The organism is Streptomyces sp. NPDC051576 (genome assembly GCF_040681835.1).
In the GTDB taxonomy this organism is placed as follows: Bacteria; Actinomycetota; Actinomycetes; order Streptomycetales; family Streptomycetaceae; genus Streptomyces.
Window position 1 is genome coordinate 1 of sequence record NZ_JBFAZO010000013.1, and the last position, 16,321, is coordinate 16,321.

The following is a 16,321-nucleotide window of genomic DNA, read 5'->3' on the forward strand; positions in this document are numbered from 1 at the left end:
ACGGAACGTGCCGTGCGGCTCGGCCGCCGTGCCCTCGGAGCGCGGGAAGAACTCGTACCAGGCGCCGTACAGCGCCCGCTCCCGCTCCACCAGCAACGCACGAGGCTCGGAGACCGTCACCAGTTCGCGCAGCGGATAGCGGGCCAGGACCGTGTCCACCTCCGGCGTCAGCGCGGCGGCGAGCCGGGACATGGCCGGGCGGGTCTCGTCACGGAGAGCGGTGACGGCGGTGCGCAGGACGGCCTTCAGGCCCCGGCCCTTGGGCACACCGGTGATGGCGCGCTCGTAGAGCCGGGCGCCCTCCTCCAGGACCAGGTCCGTGTCCATGCCGGCCGGGATCTTGATCCGCGCGTGGTGGCGCCAGGTGGAGACCGGGTCGCTCCAGGCCTCGACCGTGTAGGTCCACCGGCCGGGTGCGCCGGGCGTGACGGTGGCGCCCCAGCGGTCGGTGCCCGGGGCGAGCTCCCGCATCGGGGTCCATGGACCCGGACGGCCGTCCGGGTCGTAGAGGACGACGTTGGCGGCGACCGCGTCGTGGCCCTCGCGGAACACGGTGGCCGACACCTCGAAGGCCTCACCGGTCACCGCCTTGGCGGGCCGGTGGCCGTGCTGGACGACCGGCCGGACATCGAGGACGGGGATGCGTCCGATGCCGGGGGACGTGCCGTCCTCGGAGGGTGGCTCCGGGACGGGTGGTGCGGTGCCGGCGGGGCGCACGGGGGGTGCGTCGGTGCCGGTTGTCGGGGGTGCTGACGAGTGGTGCGTGGCGGGCATGACCGCTCCTGTCCGCGTCAACGTGGGTATGGGCGGATGGATGTGGGGAGGTGGGTCCTGCGAAGGAGATCGGTGGTGCGTCTGGGGGATGTACCGGGGGAGCCTTCCCACCCTATTCGGGTTAGCAATCCGGCAGGTTGCTAACTACTTACACCCAGGTCTCCACAAAAGATCCGGCCCCGTCCTGGGCGAACGGGGCCGGAGCCGGCACTCTCGCCCTACGGCCGCGGTACTTGCAGAAGTTTGTCCGGCGAACCGGGCCCGGCGCCGGACACCTTGCCGGAAGCGGCCTCCGCGACGAGTGCCTTGGACACCTGTGCCGGTGCGGCACGCGGGTGGCCGCCGAGGTAGACGGCCGCCGCCCCCGCCGCGTGCGGTGACGCCATCGACGTACCGGAGTAGGTGGCCTTCCCGGTGTCGCTCGCGTACGACGCGGAGGTGATCGAGACGCCCGGGGCGAACAGATCGAGTGCCGGGCCGAAGTTCGAGAAGACGGCCCGTGCGTCGCTGCGGTCGGTGGCGCCGACCGTGATGGCCTCCTTCACGTCCGCGGGGGAGTACAGGCCGGCCGACAGCCCGTCGTTGCCCGCAGCGACCGTGTAGGTGACACCGGAGGCGATCGAGCTGCGTACGGCCGCGTCGAGCTGGGCGTTGTGGTAGCCGCCCAGGCTGAGATTGGCCACCGCCGGTTTGCGCGCGTGCCGGGTGACCCAGTCGATGCCCGCGATGACCTGCGAGGTCGTGCCGGCCCCGGTGTTGTCCAGGACCCGGACGGCGACCACCTTGGCCTTCTTGGCGACGCCGTACGTCGTACCGGCGATCGTGCCCGCGACATGGGTGCCGTGGCCGTTGCCGTCCTGGGCGGTGGCGTCGTTGTCGACGAAGTCCCAGCCGTAGCTCGCCCGGCCGCCGAAGTCCTTGTGAGTGACGCGGATGCCGGTGTCGATCACGTACACCGTCGCCCCGCCGCCCCCGGACTCCGGCGAGGTGTAGCTCCTGCTCAGCGGCAGGCTCGGCTGGTCGAGTCGGTCCAGGCCCCAGGACGGCGGGTTGTGCTGGGTGCGGCTTGTGGCGTCCAGGGTCACGCGGGTGTCCTGGGCGACGGAGGCGACCCGCGAGTCCGCCGCGAGGAGTCTCGCCCGTCTCTCGTTCGCCTCGACGGCAAAGCCGTTGAGGGCCGTGCCGTAGGTGTGGCTTATTCTCGCCCCGTACTTCCGGGCCAGGTCCTTTCCGGCGGCCGACGGAGCCGCTGTTCCCCCCTTGAGCGTCACCAGGTAACTGCCGCTGACGGAACCGGGTTCACCGGCGCCGAGTATGGTCCCCTCCGGTGCGGCCTGCGCGGGCAGGGTGATGACCGAGAACACCACGGCTGTGATGGCTGTGATGCCCGTGGTCAGGCCCCCCGCCCGGCGCAGACGCCGCGTGCGCGTCCGTGCCATGTCGAGTTCCCCTCCTTCAACTCTCCACGGGGCAGCCTCTCGTGCGGTGCGAAGCACCACAAGGGCGCATGAGGGTGCCTTTTCAGCCCACGCAACCCTTTTCGGCCCAGGTCGGCACCATCAGCCTGTCCGGCGTTTGCGGACGAGGGCCACACCAACGCCGGTACCTTCGTGGGAGACGACGACGCACAAGGCCGTGCGTCCTCCAGCGAACGCGCAAGGTGGAGCTGTGAAGGCGATCCGTCGATTCACCGTCCGTCCCGTTCTCCCCGAACCCCTCCGACCGCTGAGCGACCTCGCGCGCAATCTGCGCTGGTCCTGGCACGCCGACACCCGTGATCTCTTCCAGTCCGTGGATCCCGAGCGGTGGGCCGCCTCGGATCGCGATCCCGTACGACTCCTCGGGAGCGTCTCGGCCGAGCGGCTCGCGGAGCTGGCCGAGGACAGTCGATTCCTGCGCCGGCTCACCGAGGTGGCCGGCGATCTCGCCGACTATGTGGACGGCGACCGCTGGTACCAGGCCCAGTCCGCCGAACTGCCCGCCGCCGTCGCCTACTTCTCACCCGAGTTCGGCGTCACGGCGGCGCTGCCGCAGTACTCCGGCGGCCTCGGCATCCTCGCCGGCGACCATCTCAAGTCGGCCAGCGACCTCGGCGTACCGCTCATCGGCGTCGGACTCCTCTACCGGCACGGCTACTTCCGGCAGTCGCTGTCCCGGGACGGCTGGCAGCAGGAGACCTATCCGGTCCTCGACCCCAACGAACTCCCCGTGGCCCTGCTGCGGGAGGCCGACGGCTCCCCGGCCCAGGTCTCCCTGGCGCTGCCCGGCGGCCGGTCGCTGCGCGCCCGGATCTGGCTGGCCCAGGTCGGCCGGGTGCCGCTGCTGATGCTCGACTCCGACATAGAGGAGAACGACCTCGGCGAACGCGGTGTGACCGACGTCCTCTACGGCGGCGGCAGCGAACACCGGCTGCTCCAGGAGATGCTGCTCGGCATAGGGGGAGTGCGGGCGGTGCGGACGTACTGCCGGCTGACCGGTCACCCCGAGCCCGAGGTGTTCCACACCAACGAGGGGCACGCCGGTTTCCTCGGCCTGGAGCGGATCGCCGAACTCTGCGACGCGGGGCTGGACTTCGACGCCGGCCTGGAGGCGGTGCGGGCCGGCACGGTCTTCACCACGCACACGCCCGTCCCGGCCGGAATCGACCGTTTCGACCGGGAGTTGGTCGCCACCCACTTCGGGCCGGATGCCGAACTCCCGCGCATGGACGTCGAACACATCCTGCGCCTCGGCATGGAGACCTACCCGGGCGGAGAGCCCAACCTGTTCAACATGGCCGTGATGGGCCTGCGCCTGGGTCAACGCGCCAACGGAGTCTCGCTGCTGCACGGGCAGGTCAGCCGCGAGATGTTCTCGGGCCTGTGGCCGGGATTCGACCCCGAGGAGGTGCCGATCACCTCCGTGACCAACGGCGTGCACGCGCCGACCTGGGTCGCCCCCGAGGTGTTCCGGCTCGGCGCCCGGCAGATCGGCGCCCAGCGCACCGAGGACGCGATGACGGTCGGCGGCTCGGACCGCTGGGACGCGGTCGCGGAGATCCCGGACCAGGACATCTACGAGCTGCGGCGCGATCTGCGGGAGCAGCTCGTCGTGGAGGTACGGGAGCGGCTGCGTGCCTCCTGGCGTCAACGCGGGGCCGGATCGGCCGAGTTGGGGTGGATCGACGGCGTTCTCGATCCCGACGTCCTCACCATCGGGTTCGCCCGCCGGGTGCCGTCGTACAAGCGCCTGACGTTGATGCTGCGCGACCGCGACCGGCTGATGGACCTCCTTCTGCATCCGGAGCGGCCGGTCCAGATCGTGGTGGCGGGCAAGGCGCACCCGGCGGACGACGGCGGCAAGCGGCTGGTGCAGGAGCTGGTGAAGTTCGCGGACGACCCGCGCGTCCGTCACCGCATCGTCTTCCTGCCCGACTACGGCATGGCGATGGCGCAGAAGCTCTACCCCGGCTGCGACATCTGGCTCAACAACCCGCTCCGCCCGCTGGAGGCCTGCGGCACGAGCGGTATGAAGGCGGCACTCAACGGCTGCCTCAACCTCTCGGTGCTGGACGGCTGGTGGGACGAATGGTTCCAGCCCGACTTCGGCTGGGCCATCCCCACGGCGGACGGCACCGGCACGGACCCCGACCACCGTGACGACGTGGAGGCCGCCGCCCTCTACGACCTCCTCGAACAGCGCGTCACCCCGCGCTTCTACGAACGCGGCCAGGACGGCCTGCCCGACCGCTGGATCGAAATGGTCCGCCAGACACTGACGTTGCTGGGACCGAAGGTCCTCGCCGGCCGGATGGTCCGCGAGTACGTGGAGCGCCTCTACGCCCCCGCCGCCCACGCCCACCGCGCCATGACCCCCGAGGCGGCCCGTGAACTGGCCGCCTGGAAGGGGCGGGTGCGCTCCGCCTGGCACGGGGTGAGCGTCGACCACGTGGAGACGTCCGCCGCCACGACCACCGCCGAACTCGGTACGACCCTCAACCTCCGGGTGCGGGTGGGCCTGGGCGGCCTCGCCCCGGACGACGTCGAGGTACAGGCGGTCTCGGGCCGCGTCGACCCGGAGGACCACATCGCCGACGCCACGACGGTCCCGCTGAAACCGGCGGGCGGCCCGGACCAGGAGGGCCACTGGGTGTACGAGGGCCCGCTCGCCCTGGACCGTACCGGCCCCTACGGCTACACGGTCCGCGTCCTGCCCGCGCACCGACTGCTCGCGTCCAGTGCGGAGTTGGGGCTGGTGGCGGTGGCTTCGGAGGAACTGGTCGAGCAGGGAGGGGTGTTGATGCGCTAGACGTCGGAGTAGGGAGCACACATCTGCCGCAGTGTGCTCCCGATCCGGCGGGCGTAGGCGTGTTGCAACCCCCGGGTCGCCGGGCCGCCCAGGCGGGCGTACCACTTCGCGGCGCGGCTGAACGCGGAGACCGTCAGCCAGACCGTGCCGTCGCCCGTGCGGTCGACCACGAAGGCCTCCTCGCCGCACTCGGGGTGGCCGGGGAGGGTGCCGTAGGCCCAGCCGGTCCTGCGGGGTTCCTCCGCCGTCCACACGACACGGCAGGGGGCCTTGATCAGGCCGGCCAGGGTGACCGTGACGTCGACGCCCGGGGCGGCCTTGTCGGCGCTCGCCTCCATGCCGACGCCGAGCTCGCGGTGCAACTCCCAGGTCAGGAGCGCTTCGGAGGCCCGGCGGAAGACCTTCTCGCCCTCGCCGATCCGGGTGCGCACATACAGGGGGTGGAAGTCAGGGGGGCAGAAACCGCGCTCGCGGGTCGCGCCGACGTCGTTGTACGTGAAGTCCTGCAGTGGCATAGCTCCCAAGAGTAAGGCGGTACCCGGATGTGCCTTCGCTCCGGGTACCGCCTTTACGTCTGGCCTGTCAACTCAGCGGCTGTCAGGTGACGTTGACCGCTGTCCAGGCCGCCGCCACCGCGTTGTACTCGGCCGAGCCGGAGCCGTAGAGCGCGGTCGCCGCGCTCAGGGTGCCGGTGCGGGCCGACTTGTAGTTGGTGGTCGACGTGAAGTACGTCGTCAGCGCCTTGTACCAGATCTGCAGCGCCTTGGCGCGGCCGATGCCGGTGACCGTGGAGCCGTTGTACGTCGGGGAGTTGTAGGCCACCCCGTTGATGGTCTTCGCTCCGCTGCCCTCGCTCAGCAGGTAGAAGAAGTGGTTGGCGACGCCCGAGGAGTAGTGCACGTCGAGGTTGCCGACCGAGGAGGACCAGTAGTTGGCGGAGCCGCCGTCCTTGCTGGGCTGGTCCATGTAGCGCAGCGGGGTGCCGTCGCCGTTGATGTTGATCTTCTCGCCGATGAGGTAGTCGCCGACATCGGTGGAGTTGTTGGCGTAGAACTCGACGCCGGTGCCGAAGATGTCGGAGGTCGCCTCGTTCAGGCCGCCGGACTCACCGGAGTAGTTGAGGCCCGCGGTGTTGGCGGTGACGCCGTGGCTCATCTCGTGGCCGGCCACGTCCAGCGAGGTCAGCGGGTGGGTGTTGCCCGAGCCGTCGCCGTAGGTCATGCAGAAGCAGCTGTCGTCCCAGAACGCGTTCACGTACGAACTGCCGTAGTGGACACGGGAGTAGGCGCCGACACCGTTGTTCTTGATGCCGCTGCGGCCGAACGTGGCCTTGTAGAAGTCCCACGTCTCCTGGGCGCCGTAGGCGGCGTCCGCGGCGGCGGTCTGGTCGGTGGTGGAGCTGGAGGCCGCGCCGGTGCCCCAGACGTTGTCGGCGTCGGTGAACAGCGTGCCGGTGCCGGACGTCTTGTGCGCCAGGTTGTACGTCTTGTGGCTGCCGCGCGTGGCGTCGGTCAGGTTGTACGTCGAGCCCGACAGGGTGGTGTCGAGGCTGACGGTGCCCGAGTAGAGCGTCTTGCCGGTGCCGGTGGCGTTCTCGATGCCCTGGTACTCGAAGAGCTTCTTGCCGGTGGCCGCGTCGGTGATGACGTGCAGCTGGTTCGGGGTGCCGTCGTCCTGGAGTCCGCCGACGACGGTCTCGTAGGCGAGGACGGGGGTGCCGGTGCCGGCCCAGATGACCTTGCGGGCACCGTCGGCGGCGGTCTTGTCCGAGCCGGCGGCCTTGGCGGCGGTCAGCGCCTGCTTCTCGGCCTTGGCGACGGTGATCTTCGGCGTGACCGTGGCGACCTTGATGGTCGCCGAGTGCGCCTTGGTGACACCCTCGGTCTTGCCGGCCGGCGAGGTGTGCACGACGAGGTCGCCGCCGAGGACCGGGAGGCCCGCGTAGGTGCGCTCGTAGCGGGTGTGGACCGTGCCGTCGACGTCCTTGACGACGTCCTTGACGACCAGCTTCTCCTTGGTGCCGAGGCCTATCTGCTGGGCCGTCTCGGGCGCGGCGGCCTGCTTCTCCTGGACCAGCGCGGTGCGCGCGGCGTTGGAGAGGAGCTGCGGGGCGGCGGCGAGAGGAGCCGCCTTGCCGGCCGCGGGCTGGGCGGCGGCGCCGGTGGTGACACCGGTGGCGAGCAGGGCCCCGGCGGCGACCGCGGTGGCGATGGCCAGGGTGGTGCGCTTGTGACGCGCGTAGAGGGGGGTCACGCAAGCTCCTTTGTGGGGGAGTCCGGCAGCGTGGGGTTACTGACCGGAGCGGTTGTGAAATTGCTGTGCTGAAGCGGCGTGAGGGAAGAGTGGCATCAGGGGCGCGTACATGTCAGGACCCCGAAGTGATGTTGGCGGAAAATCGACTGTCCGGTGAACGTTGCGGCCATGTAAACGCCCACAACAGGGCGCCGCCCCGGAGTTGAAACCCCGGGACGGCGCCCTGTTCCTGCGGCCTGAAGTTGACGGCTGGATTTTACGGGAACGTAAGTTTCCAGCTGTTGATGTAGCCGGTGTCCTGTGCCGCCACGTCCTGGACCTTCAACTTCCATACCCCGTTGGCGACTTCGGAGGACGCGTTGACCGTGTAGGTCGCCTGCACGTTGTCCGCCGAGTCGGACGAGCTGGAGTTCTTCAGGCGGTACGTCGACCCGTCCGGAGCCACCAGATCGATCACCAGGTCACCGCGCCAGGTGTGCACGATGTCGACCGAGACCGAGAGGTTCGACGGGGCGTTGCCCGTCCGCCCGGACACGGTGACCGACGAGGTGACGGCTGCCCCGTTGTCCGGAATCGACACGTCGGCCGTGTTCTCGAACGACGTACCGCCGCCCCCGCCGCCACCGGAGCGCGCACCGACCGCGACGGCCGCCCAGGCGTCCTGCACCGCCTTGTACTCGGCGCCCGTCGTGCCGTACAGCTCACCCGCCGCCGCGAGTGTCCCGGTGCGGGCCGCCGCGTAGTTGGTGGTGGACGTGAACTTCGTGGTGAGCGCCCGGTACCAGATCTGGAGCGCCTTGTCCCGGCCGATGCCGGTGACCGGAAGCCCGTCCGAGGTGGGCGAGTTGTAGCTGACGCCGTTGATGACCTTGGCGCCGCTGCCCTCGCTCAGCAGGTAGAAGAAGTGGTTGGCGACGCCGGAGGAGTAGTGCACGTCCAGGTTGCCGACACCCGAGTACCAACTGTCCGCCGAGCCACCGTCCTTGCTCGGCTTGTCCATGTAGCGCAGCGGTGTGCCGTCGCCGTTGATGTCGATCTTCTCGCCGATGAGGTAGTCGCCGACATCGGTGGAGTTGTTGGCGTAGAACTCGACGCCGGTGCCGAAGATGTCGGAGGTCGCCTCGTTCAACCCACCCGACTCACCGGAGTAGTTGAGCCCGGCCGTGTTCGAGGTGACGCCGTGGCTCATCTCGTGGCCCGCCACGTCCAGCGCCGTCAGCGGGTCCGCGTTGCCGGAGCCGTCGCCGTAGGTCATGCAGAAGCAGCTGTCGTCCCAGAACGCGTTGACGTACGAATTCCCGTAGTGGACACGGGAGTAGGCGCCGACGCCGTTGTTCTTGATGCCGCTGCGGCCGAAGGTGTTCTTGTAGAAGTCCCAGGTCTCCGCCGCGCCGTAGTGCGCGTCGGCGCCGGCCGTCGCCGCGTTCGACGTGGTGCCGTTGCCCCAGGTGTTGCTCGTCTGCGAGAACAGCGTGCCGGTGCCGGACGTCCCGTGGTTCAGGTTGTACGTCTTGTGGCCGCCGCGGTCGCCGTCGGTCAGGGTGTAGTTGGAGCCCGACTGGGTCGTGGTCAGCGAAACCTGGCCGCTGTACTGGGTGTTGCCGGTACCGGTGGCGTTCTCGATGCCCTGGTACTCGTAGAGCTTCTTGCCGGTGGCCGCGTCGGTGATGACGTGCAGCTGGTTCGGGGTGCCGTCGTCCTGGAGTCCGCCGACGACCGTCTCGTAGGCGAGCACCGGCTTGCCGCTCGCGGCCCAGATCACCTTGCGGGCCGAGTCCGCGGCCGACTTGGTGGAGCCGAGGGCCTTGGCGCGGGAGACGGCCTGCTTCTCCGCGGTCGCCGTGGCGACGCTCGGGGTGAGGTCGGAGACCGCGATGGTGGCGTTCGTCGCCTTGACGACATGGGTGGTCGCACCGGACTTGGCGGTGTCGACGACGAGGTCGCCGCCGAGAACCGGGAGGCCCGCGTAGGTGCGCTCGTAGCGGGTGTGGACCGTGCCGTCCGCGTCCTTGACGACGTCACGGGCGACGAGTGTCTCCTTGGCGCCGAGGCCGATGTCCTTGGCGGTCGCGACCCGCGCCGACTGGGCGTCGCGGATCAGTTCGGCGCGCTGCGAGGGGGAGAGCGAGAGGGCCGCGTGTGCCGGATTCCCCTTGCTGGCAAGGGGGTTGGCGGGAGCGGCGGCGGAGGTCGCGCCGGCCTGGACGGCGGCGGCGAGCAGAGCGGTGACGCCGGCTGCGGCGACTATGTGGGAGGTGCGTCTGCGCGAGGAATTGCTTCTCAACACTGACTCCTTCAGGACGGTCGCGGATCACGCGACCAGGGGAGATCACAGGGATCACAGGCGTGAAACTGTGGGGTTGCTGTGAAGCGCCAGAGGGAAGAGTGGCAGCAGCCCGCGCTTTCTGTCAGGAGCGCGTCAGGAACTTGGCCGGAATTCGTTCGTTGTCCGGATGTTCATGTTCGCTATACGAACTGGTGGGAGGTTGTTGGCGCGACTACCGGCCGCCGTGCCACGAGTGCCACAGCGCCGCGTACGCCCCCTTCGCCGCCACCAGCTCCTCGTGCGGGCCGAGTTCGGTCAGCAGGCCGTTCTCCATCACGGCCACCCGGTCCGCGTCGTGCGCGGTGTGCAGCCGGTGGGCGATGGCGATCACCGTACGGCCCTCCAGTACGGCGGCCAGCGCGCGCTCGGTGTGCCGGGCGGTGGCCGGATCCAGCAGGGCCGTCGCCTCGTCCAGGATCAGCGTGTGCGGGTCGGCCAGCACGACTCGGGCCAGGGCGAGTTGCTGGGCCTGCGAGCCGTCCGTGGCCGAACCGTCCGCGCCCAGCGGAGTGTTCAGCCCCTCCGGCAGCTCCCGCACCCACTCCTCGGCGCCGACCGCCGCCAGGGCCGCCCACAACTCCTCGTCCGTGGCGGCCGGTTCGGCGATCAGGAGGTTCTCGCGGACCGAACCCAGGAAGACATGGTGCTCCTGGGTGACCAGCACGACCTGGCGGCGCAGCGTCTCCGGCGCCAGCCCGTGGACCGGCACCCCGCCCACGGTCACCGTGCCCTCGGTCGGCGCGTCGACGCCCGCCAGCAGCCGGCTCAGCGTGGTCTTCCCGGCGCCGGACGGACCGACCACCGCCAGCCGCTCACCCGGCCGTACGGTCAGATCGACGCCATGCAGCACCTCGCCGCCGCGCTCGTAGGCGTACCGCACCCCGGTCACGTCGATCCGGTCGTCCGCCGGAGTCGGGGCCTCGCAGTCCCCCTCCGCGCGGGGCGCCCGGGCCAGCCCCTCCACCCGGGCGAACGAGGCGCCGCTGCTCTGCAGTTGCTCGACCCGCATCAGGATCTGGTCCAGCGGGTCGATGAACTGCCGCAGATACAGCGCCGCCGCCACCACCGCGCCGACGCCCACCGCCCCGCGCCCGTGCAGCCACCCGCCCACCAGCAGCACACCGGCCACCGGGATGGTGTACGACACCTCGACCGCCGGGAAGAACACGGTCCGCAGAAACAGCGTGTACAGCCTGCTCCGCAGGGCCGCCCGCAAGGTGTCCCGGCTCGCGGTGACCCGCTGCTCCTGGAGCCGGAACGCCTCCACCGTGCGGGCCCCGGACGCGGTCGCCGTGAGGATCTCGGCGACCTCCGAATTGGCCGCGCCCTCCGCGAGATAGCCGTCCCGGGCCCGGCGCAGATACCAGCGCAGCGCGAACCAGATCGGCGTCAGACCGAGCACCCCGAACAGGCCGAGCAGCGGGTCGAGCGCGAACACCGCGCCCATCACGAAGGCCGCCTGCACGAAGTTGACCAGCAGATCGGGCCCGACGTCCCGCAGGGTCGTCCCCACGATGGCCACGTCCGCGGTGCCGCGCGCGGTCAGGTCGCCCGTCCCGGCCCGCTCCACCACCGACGCGGGCAGCGCCAGCGCCCGGTCGACGAAGTCCTCCCGGACCCGGGCCAGCGTGCGCTCCCCGAACCGGTGCCCCACGTACCGCGCCCACCGCGCCAGCAGCAGTTGTGCCAGCGCGCACACCACGATGACCAACGCCAGCCGGTCCACCGTGCCCACCCCGGCCCCGCCCCGCACCTCGTCCACGATCCGCCCGACCAGCCACGGCCCGACCAGCCCGGCCCCCGCCGCCAGCGCGTTCACCACGAGAACGACGACGAACGCCCGCCGATCGACCCGCACCAGCCGCACGGCGGCCCGCCGCACGTCTGCGCTTGCGGCGACGGGTAGTTGCCCCGTGGACCCCTTGACCGACGTCACCGTATGACCTCTTCCACGCAGGTGTTCCCGGCCGCCGGCAGCCTCGCGTCGGCTCGCTCGGCGAGCGGCGGTCGACCGCCGAATCCTGTCAACTCGCCCAGGTTCTCGGGCTTCTTGGGCGGCGTCATCGCACGACCGCGTTCGCGTCCGCGTCCTTGGCCGCCAACCCGTGGTAGCCGGACTCGGCCGCCGGCAGCCTCGTGTCGGCTCGCTCGGCGACCGGCGGTCGACCGCCGAATTCCGTCAACTTCCCGAGCTTCTCGGGCCTTTTGGGCGGCGTCGCCGTGCGACTTCGTTCGCGTCCGTGTCCCGGGTCACCAGCCCGCTGCAGCTGCACCGCGGTCCGTCCGGCGACCGGCGGCCGACCGCCGGCCCCCGTCAACTTCCCCAGCTCCTCAGGTCCCTTGGACTGCCTCACCGTACGACCTCCTCCGCGTCCGTGTCCCGGGCCACCAGCGCGCGGTAGCCGGGCTCGTAGTCCAGCAGGCCCCGGTGGGTGCCGCTGGCCGCGAGTTTGCCGTCGACCAGGTAGTGGACGGTGTCCGCGTGGTCGAGGACCAGGGGGGACGTCGTGGTCACCACCGTCGTACGGCCTGTGCGCTCCTCGCGCAGACGGCGTGCGACCGCCGCCTCCGTGTGGGCGTCCAGGGCCGAGGTCGGCTCCACCGCGAGCAGTACCTCCGGCTCGGCGAGCAACGCCCTTGTCAGCCGCACGCGTTGACGCTGGCCTCCGGAGAGGCTGCGGCCCTGGGCGGCCACCGGAGAGTCCAGGCCCTCCGGCAGCCCCTGCACGATGTCGTCGGCGGCGGACGCGTGCACGGCCCGCGCCAGCGACTCCCCGGACCGCTCCCGGCGGCCGGACACCACCTCCCGCAGCGGTCCGGCGAACAGGTCGGCCTCGTTGTCCGCGACCAGGATCCGCGCCCGCACCTGGTCCAGCGGAATCGCGTCGAGCCGCAGCCCGCCCCAGGTGGCCGCGGACGGCGCGTACCGGCCGAGGCGGTCGACCACGGACAGGGCGTCGGCGGGTCGGGCGCCCACCAGCGCGGTCAGCCGGCCCGGCAGGATCCGTACTCCCGAGTCGGGGTCGTGCAGCGCGGCCGGTTCGGCGGGCGCGGGCGTCGTTCCGGTGTCCGGTACGGGGTCGAGGCGCAGCAGTTCTACGACCCGCCGCGCGGCCACCACACCCCGGCTCAGTTCGTAGACCATCTGGATGAAGAAGGCCACCGGGCCGATCAGGACCGCGACATAGCCGTACACGGCGACCAACTCGCCGATGCTGAGCTGCCCTTGGGCCGCCAGCCGGGCCGCGAGCCAGGTCACCACGGCGAGGAAGAGGGTCGGCAGGCCCACGCCGATGGCCTGCACCCAGCTCGCCACCGCGCCCACCCGGTAGCCCTGCGCCCGCAGCCGCTGCGAGTCACGCCGGAACGCGTCCGCGAACAGCCCTTTGCCACCCAGGCCGTTGAGGACCCGCAGGCCGCCCGCGAGGTCGCCGATCCGCGCGGTCAGCACGCTCTGCCGCTCCCGGTACTCCGTCTCCACACCCTGTAACCGCACCGTCAACGGCCCCGCGAGCAGTGCGATCACCGGCACACCCAGCAGGACCACGGCGGCCAGCGGCGCCGAGATCGACAGCAGCACCCCGGCGACCACCCCGTAGACGACCAGCGCTCCGAAGCCGGGCCCGACTACCGTCAGGGACTGGGCGATCGTCCACACGTCGCCGACGCCGACCGTGATGACCTCACCGGCCCGCGCCCGGCGTGACAGCACCGCGCCCAGCCGGACCGCCTGCCCGACGATCAGCTTCACCGTGCGGAAGTTGGCGTCGATCCGCACCCGGGTCATCGTGCGGTGCCGCATGATGCTCAGCCACGAGTTGACCGCCCCGACCGCGAACAGCACCCCGGTCCACCAGGCCAGCGTGCCCAGACGCCCCGGCACCAGCCCGTCGTCGACCGCCCGGGACATCAGATACGGCGCCGCCGCCATCAGCACCATCCACACGCTCGACAGCAGCGCCCCGGACAGCGCCCGCCGCCACTGCCGCAGCACCAGCCACCACAGGAACCGCCAGCCGCTCCGGCAGTCGGGTGTCCCGGGATCCTCGTACGCGTCGATCATGTGCCTCCTTGCCCAGGCCGCTGAGCGCGGGCAGCCGTGAGCGGTCCGGGTGTGGTTGGAGACCTCGGAGATTACCGAGCGTGAACGCGCTTGCCCATCGAATAAACCACGCGACGGGGCCGGTACGCAGGCTGCGTACCGGCCCCATCAGGTGTGCGTCCGCCGCGAGTTACCCCCGGGCGGTCCTACGGCGGCGCATCCACCACACGAGCGCTCCGCCCGCCACGGCGAGGACGCCGGCGATGCCCGAGACAAGGCCGACCGGCACGTCGTTGCCGGTGTGGGCGAGATCGCCGCCGGGCTCGGCGGTCGCGGACGTGGCGGGTGTCGGGGCCGGGGTGCTCGTGCCGCCGCCACCGCCGCCGCTGTGAGTCGGGGTGGGCGTCGGCTTGCCGGTGTGGGTCGGCGTCGGGGTCGGCGTGGGCGTGGAGGTGCCGGTGTCGTCGGCGGCCGTGTTCGCGCCGAGGAGCAACTGCCCCGTCGTGTCGGTGTTGTCGGTGAGGGTCTTCACGCTGGTCTGCGTCTGCCGGGGCAGATAGCGGTGCTGGGCGGTGAACTGGACCTTGCCGACGTTCTGCTTGGGCTGCTTCGACAGGTCGACTCCGCCCACGATGTAGACCTGCACGGTGCCGTTCGCGTCGGGGACGTCGTAGGTGAACTCGCCGTGCGTGTAGATGTTCCGGTACTTCTGGAACAGGGCCTCGCGGGTCCAGTTCTGGTTGGGTGCGCGCAGCGGCCAGCGTGAGGCGTCGCCGCTGTTGATGATGCCGTGGTAGTCGGTGGGCGACTTGGCGTCCTGCTGGCGGATGTACTCGGCCGCGACCCGGGCGGTGTAGACGCGCCGCAGATCGGCGTACTGGGGTGCGGTGTTGATGGTCTTCTCCACCGCGGGGACGATCATCTGGTCGATGACCCGCTGGGCCGCCTTGGTGGTGGCCTCGTCCGGGGTGCAGATCGGCTCGCCGGGACCTTGGGTGACCGTGGTCTGCGCGGTCGACTTCAGGCGCAGCGGGGTGTCCAGGATGTAGATGCCGCCGTCCTGCTCACGGACCTGCGTGGTCTTCGGCTCGATCCAGTTGCGCAGACCGGGCATGCACGGCTTGCCGTTGACCTTGGGCAGGGCGGCCCAGTAGCGCTTGCCGAGGTCGGTGGCGGGGTCCATGGCCTTGTAGAAGTCGTGCTTCATCTGGAGATCGGCCTCCAGCAGCACCCGGCCGGCGTCAGTCCTGCCGAACTTGGCGTCCATGATGCGGTCCGGCTCGTCCGGGTTGAGGTTGACCCAGAACGTGTCGGGGGTCAGGGCGAGCCAGGTGAAGAACGCGTCCGAGATCAACTGGGACGTGGCCTTGCCGCCCCAGCCGGACTGCTCGGTGGGATCCTCCTGCGCGTCGAACGCGAAGTCGACGCCCTTGCCCTTGACCGGCTTGCCGATGTACTTCAGGTCCAGGGTGGAGAAGTCGACACCGCCCGGACCGCGCGGCAGACCACCCGGGTTCGCGGCGTTCCTGGCGTTGAGGAAGTCCGCCATGCTCTTCGGCGTGGGCCGGGACTCACGGATCAGATCGGTGAGTCCGCCGCGCGTGGAGCCGGACTGCCCCGGTGGCTCCATCAGCCCGCTGGTCGCCCGCTGACCGCCCTTGGGGGCCAACTCCACCCGGTCGGAGCGGTAGTTGTACTCGGTGACCCGGTCACCGGCGAGCTGCCGCATGTTCCCGAGGAACTTCTTCGCGTCCGCCTTCTGCGGCTCGGCGAAGACGTACTTGACCCTGCTGTCCTTCCATGCCGGGTCCTTGGCCCACGCCAGGTCCTTCGGGACCTGTGTACGGTCGGGGCTGCCGTTGGACTTGATCTCCAGGATCTGCTTCGTGCGCGTGTTGTACGCGTCGAGCTTGCGCCGGTACGTCTTTCCGGTGTCCGGGTCCTTGAACTCGACCTCCTTCTGGCAGATCCACTCAGGACCGACCAGTCCGTGATCCTTGATGACCTTCTGCTCGAAGGCCTTGCCGCGGGGGTCGTTCCCGGAGTTCGGGATGAACACCGCGTCCCGGTAGTCGGTGAAGTTCGGGTACTTGTCCTTCTGCTGGAGCCAACGCCACCAGACCCGGTCCGGCTGCGTCGCCGGGGCCTTGGTCAGCTCCGACAGCGCGGCCTGCTTGGCGGCCGACGGCGCCCCGAGGCCGTCCCACTCCTTGGCCGGGTTGACGTACTCGTAGTCGTCCCACTGGGACGTGGCGCGGGACGCGTCGAACTGCGGAAGCCCTGTGGTCGGGCGGGTGTTGCTCGGCAGGCCGTACAGCTCGTCACAGCGCTTGCCCGGGTCCAGCGGTCTCGGCGCGGCGTCCGCCGAGGTGAGGCCGGGCAGTCCGGTGAGGGCCATGACCGAGGCGCACGCGAGCGCGACGACCGACCGCCGCAGTCCGCGCAACCGCCGCTTGCGTATGGGTATGTGCACGAGAAGTCCCCGTGGGGGCCCGTAGGCATGGGGTGTTCGCGCGGCGCCAGGGCCCCCGTGGTCGATGTGGCGCCGACGAACGGGTCACACGCTAGACATGCGCATGTACATGCCGAAGCCGATCCGTGCCACGACGACGGTGTCACCCCGCCTTCTCCACAGGATG

At 70.6% G+C, this 16,321-nt stretch carries 11 protein-coding genes; 1 reads left to right on the forward strand and 10 read right to left on the reverse strand.

Going from position 1 to position 16,321, the window contains the following annotated elements:
* On the reverse strand, positions 1–774 hold a 774-nt coding region (locus tag AB0M63_RS35400), incomplete at its 3' end, for a maltotransferase domain-containing protein (protein ID WP_366022215.1).
* Positions 775–992: 218 nt separating this feature from the next.
* Positions 993–2,213, reverse strand: a complete 1,221-nt coding sequence (locus AB0M63_RS35405; RefSeq protein ID WP_366022216.1) for a S8 family peptidase — start codon at positions 2,211–2,213, stop codon at positions 993–995.
* Positions 2,214–2,442: 229 nt separating this feature from the next.
* On the opposite strand from AB0M63_RS35405, the gene AB0M63_RS35410 reads away from it, so the two are divergent.
* The gene (locus AB0M63_RS35410; protein WP_355924820.1) at positions 2,443–5,061 is read left to right on the forward strand and encodes a glycosyltransferase family 1 protein; all 2,619 of its coding nucleotides are present in this window, start codon (positions 2,443–2,445) and stop codon (positions 5,059–5,061) included.
* Here the strand turns inward: AB0M63_RS35410 and AB0M63_RS35415 are convergent.
* From AB0M63_RS35415 to AB0M63_RS35450, 8 genes are all read right to left on the reverse strand, one after another.
* Complete coding sequence (locus tag AB0M63_RS35415; RefSeq protein WP_355924822.1) at positions 5,058–5,576, reverse strand: DUF1990 domain-containing protein; 519 nt, start codon at positions 5,574–5,576, stop codon at positions 5,058–5,060. The two genes, AB0M63_RS35410 and AB0M63_RS35415, sit on opposite strands and share 4 nt — an antisense overlap.
* 82 nt (positions 5,577–5,658) lie before the next feature.
* Positions 5,659–7,314: a M4 family metallopeptidase gene (locus AB0M63_RS35420; protein WP_366022218.1), complete on the reverse strand. Its 1,656-nt coding sequence runs from the start codon at positions 7,312–7,314 to the stop codon at positions 5,659–5,661.
* Positions 7,315–7,570: 256 nt separating this feature from the next.
* Positions 7,571–9,598 (reverse strand): M4 family metallopeptidase, encoded by a 2,028-nt coding sequence (locus AB0M63_RS35425; protein ID WP_366022219.1) that lies wholly within the window; start codon positions 9,596–9,598, stop codon positions 7,571–7,573.
* A 214-nt stretch (positions 9,599–9,812) separates the two neighbouring features.
* Complete coding sequence (locus AB0M63_RS35430) at positions 9,813–11,576, reverse strand: ABC transporter ATP-binding protein (protein WP_366022221.1); 1,764 nt, start codon at positions 11,574–11,576, stop codon at positions 9,813–9,815.
* Entirely contained in the window at positions 11,573–11,704 is a 132-nt protein-coding gene (locus AB0M63_RS35435; protein WP_366022223.1) for a hypothetical protein, read from the reverse strand. Before AB0M63_RS35435 ends, AB0M63_RS35430 begins: the two co-directional genes overlap by 4 nt.
* On the reverse strand, positions 11,701–11,823 hold the full coding sequence (locus AB0M63_RS35440; RefSeq protein WP_366022224.1) for a hypothetical protein: 123 nt from the start codon (positions 11,821–11,823) through the stop codon (positions 11,701–11,703). The genes AB0M63_RS35435 and AB0M63_RS35440 overlap by 4 nt, the downstream gene beginning before the upstream one ends.
* A gap of 167 nt (positions 11,824–11,990) precedes the next feature.
* Positions 11,991–13,703: an ABC transporter ATP-binding protein gene (locus tag AB0M63_RS35445; protein ID WP_366022225.1), complete on the reverse strand. Its 1,713-nt coding sequence runs from the start codon at positions 13,701–13,703 to the stop codon at positions 11,991–11,993.
* Positions 13,704–13,872: 169 nt separating this feature from the next.
* Positions 13,873–16,155, reverse strand: coding sequence for a hypothetical protein (locus AB0M63_RS35450; protein WP_366022226.1), 2,283 nt, complete (start codon positions 16,153–16,155; stop codon positions 13,873–13,875).
* Between the last annotated feature and the right edge of the window lie 166 nt (positions 16,156–16,321).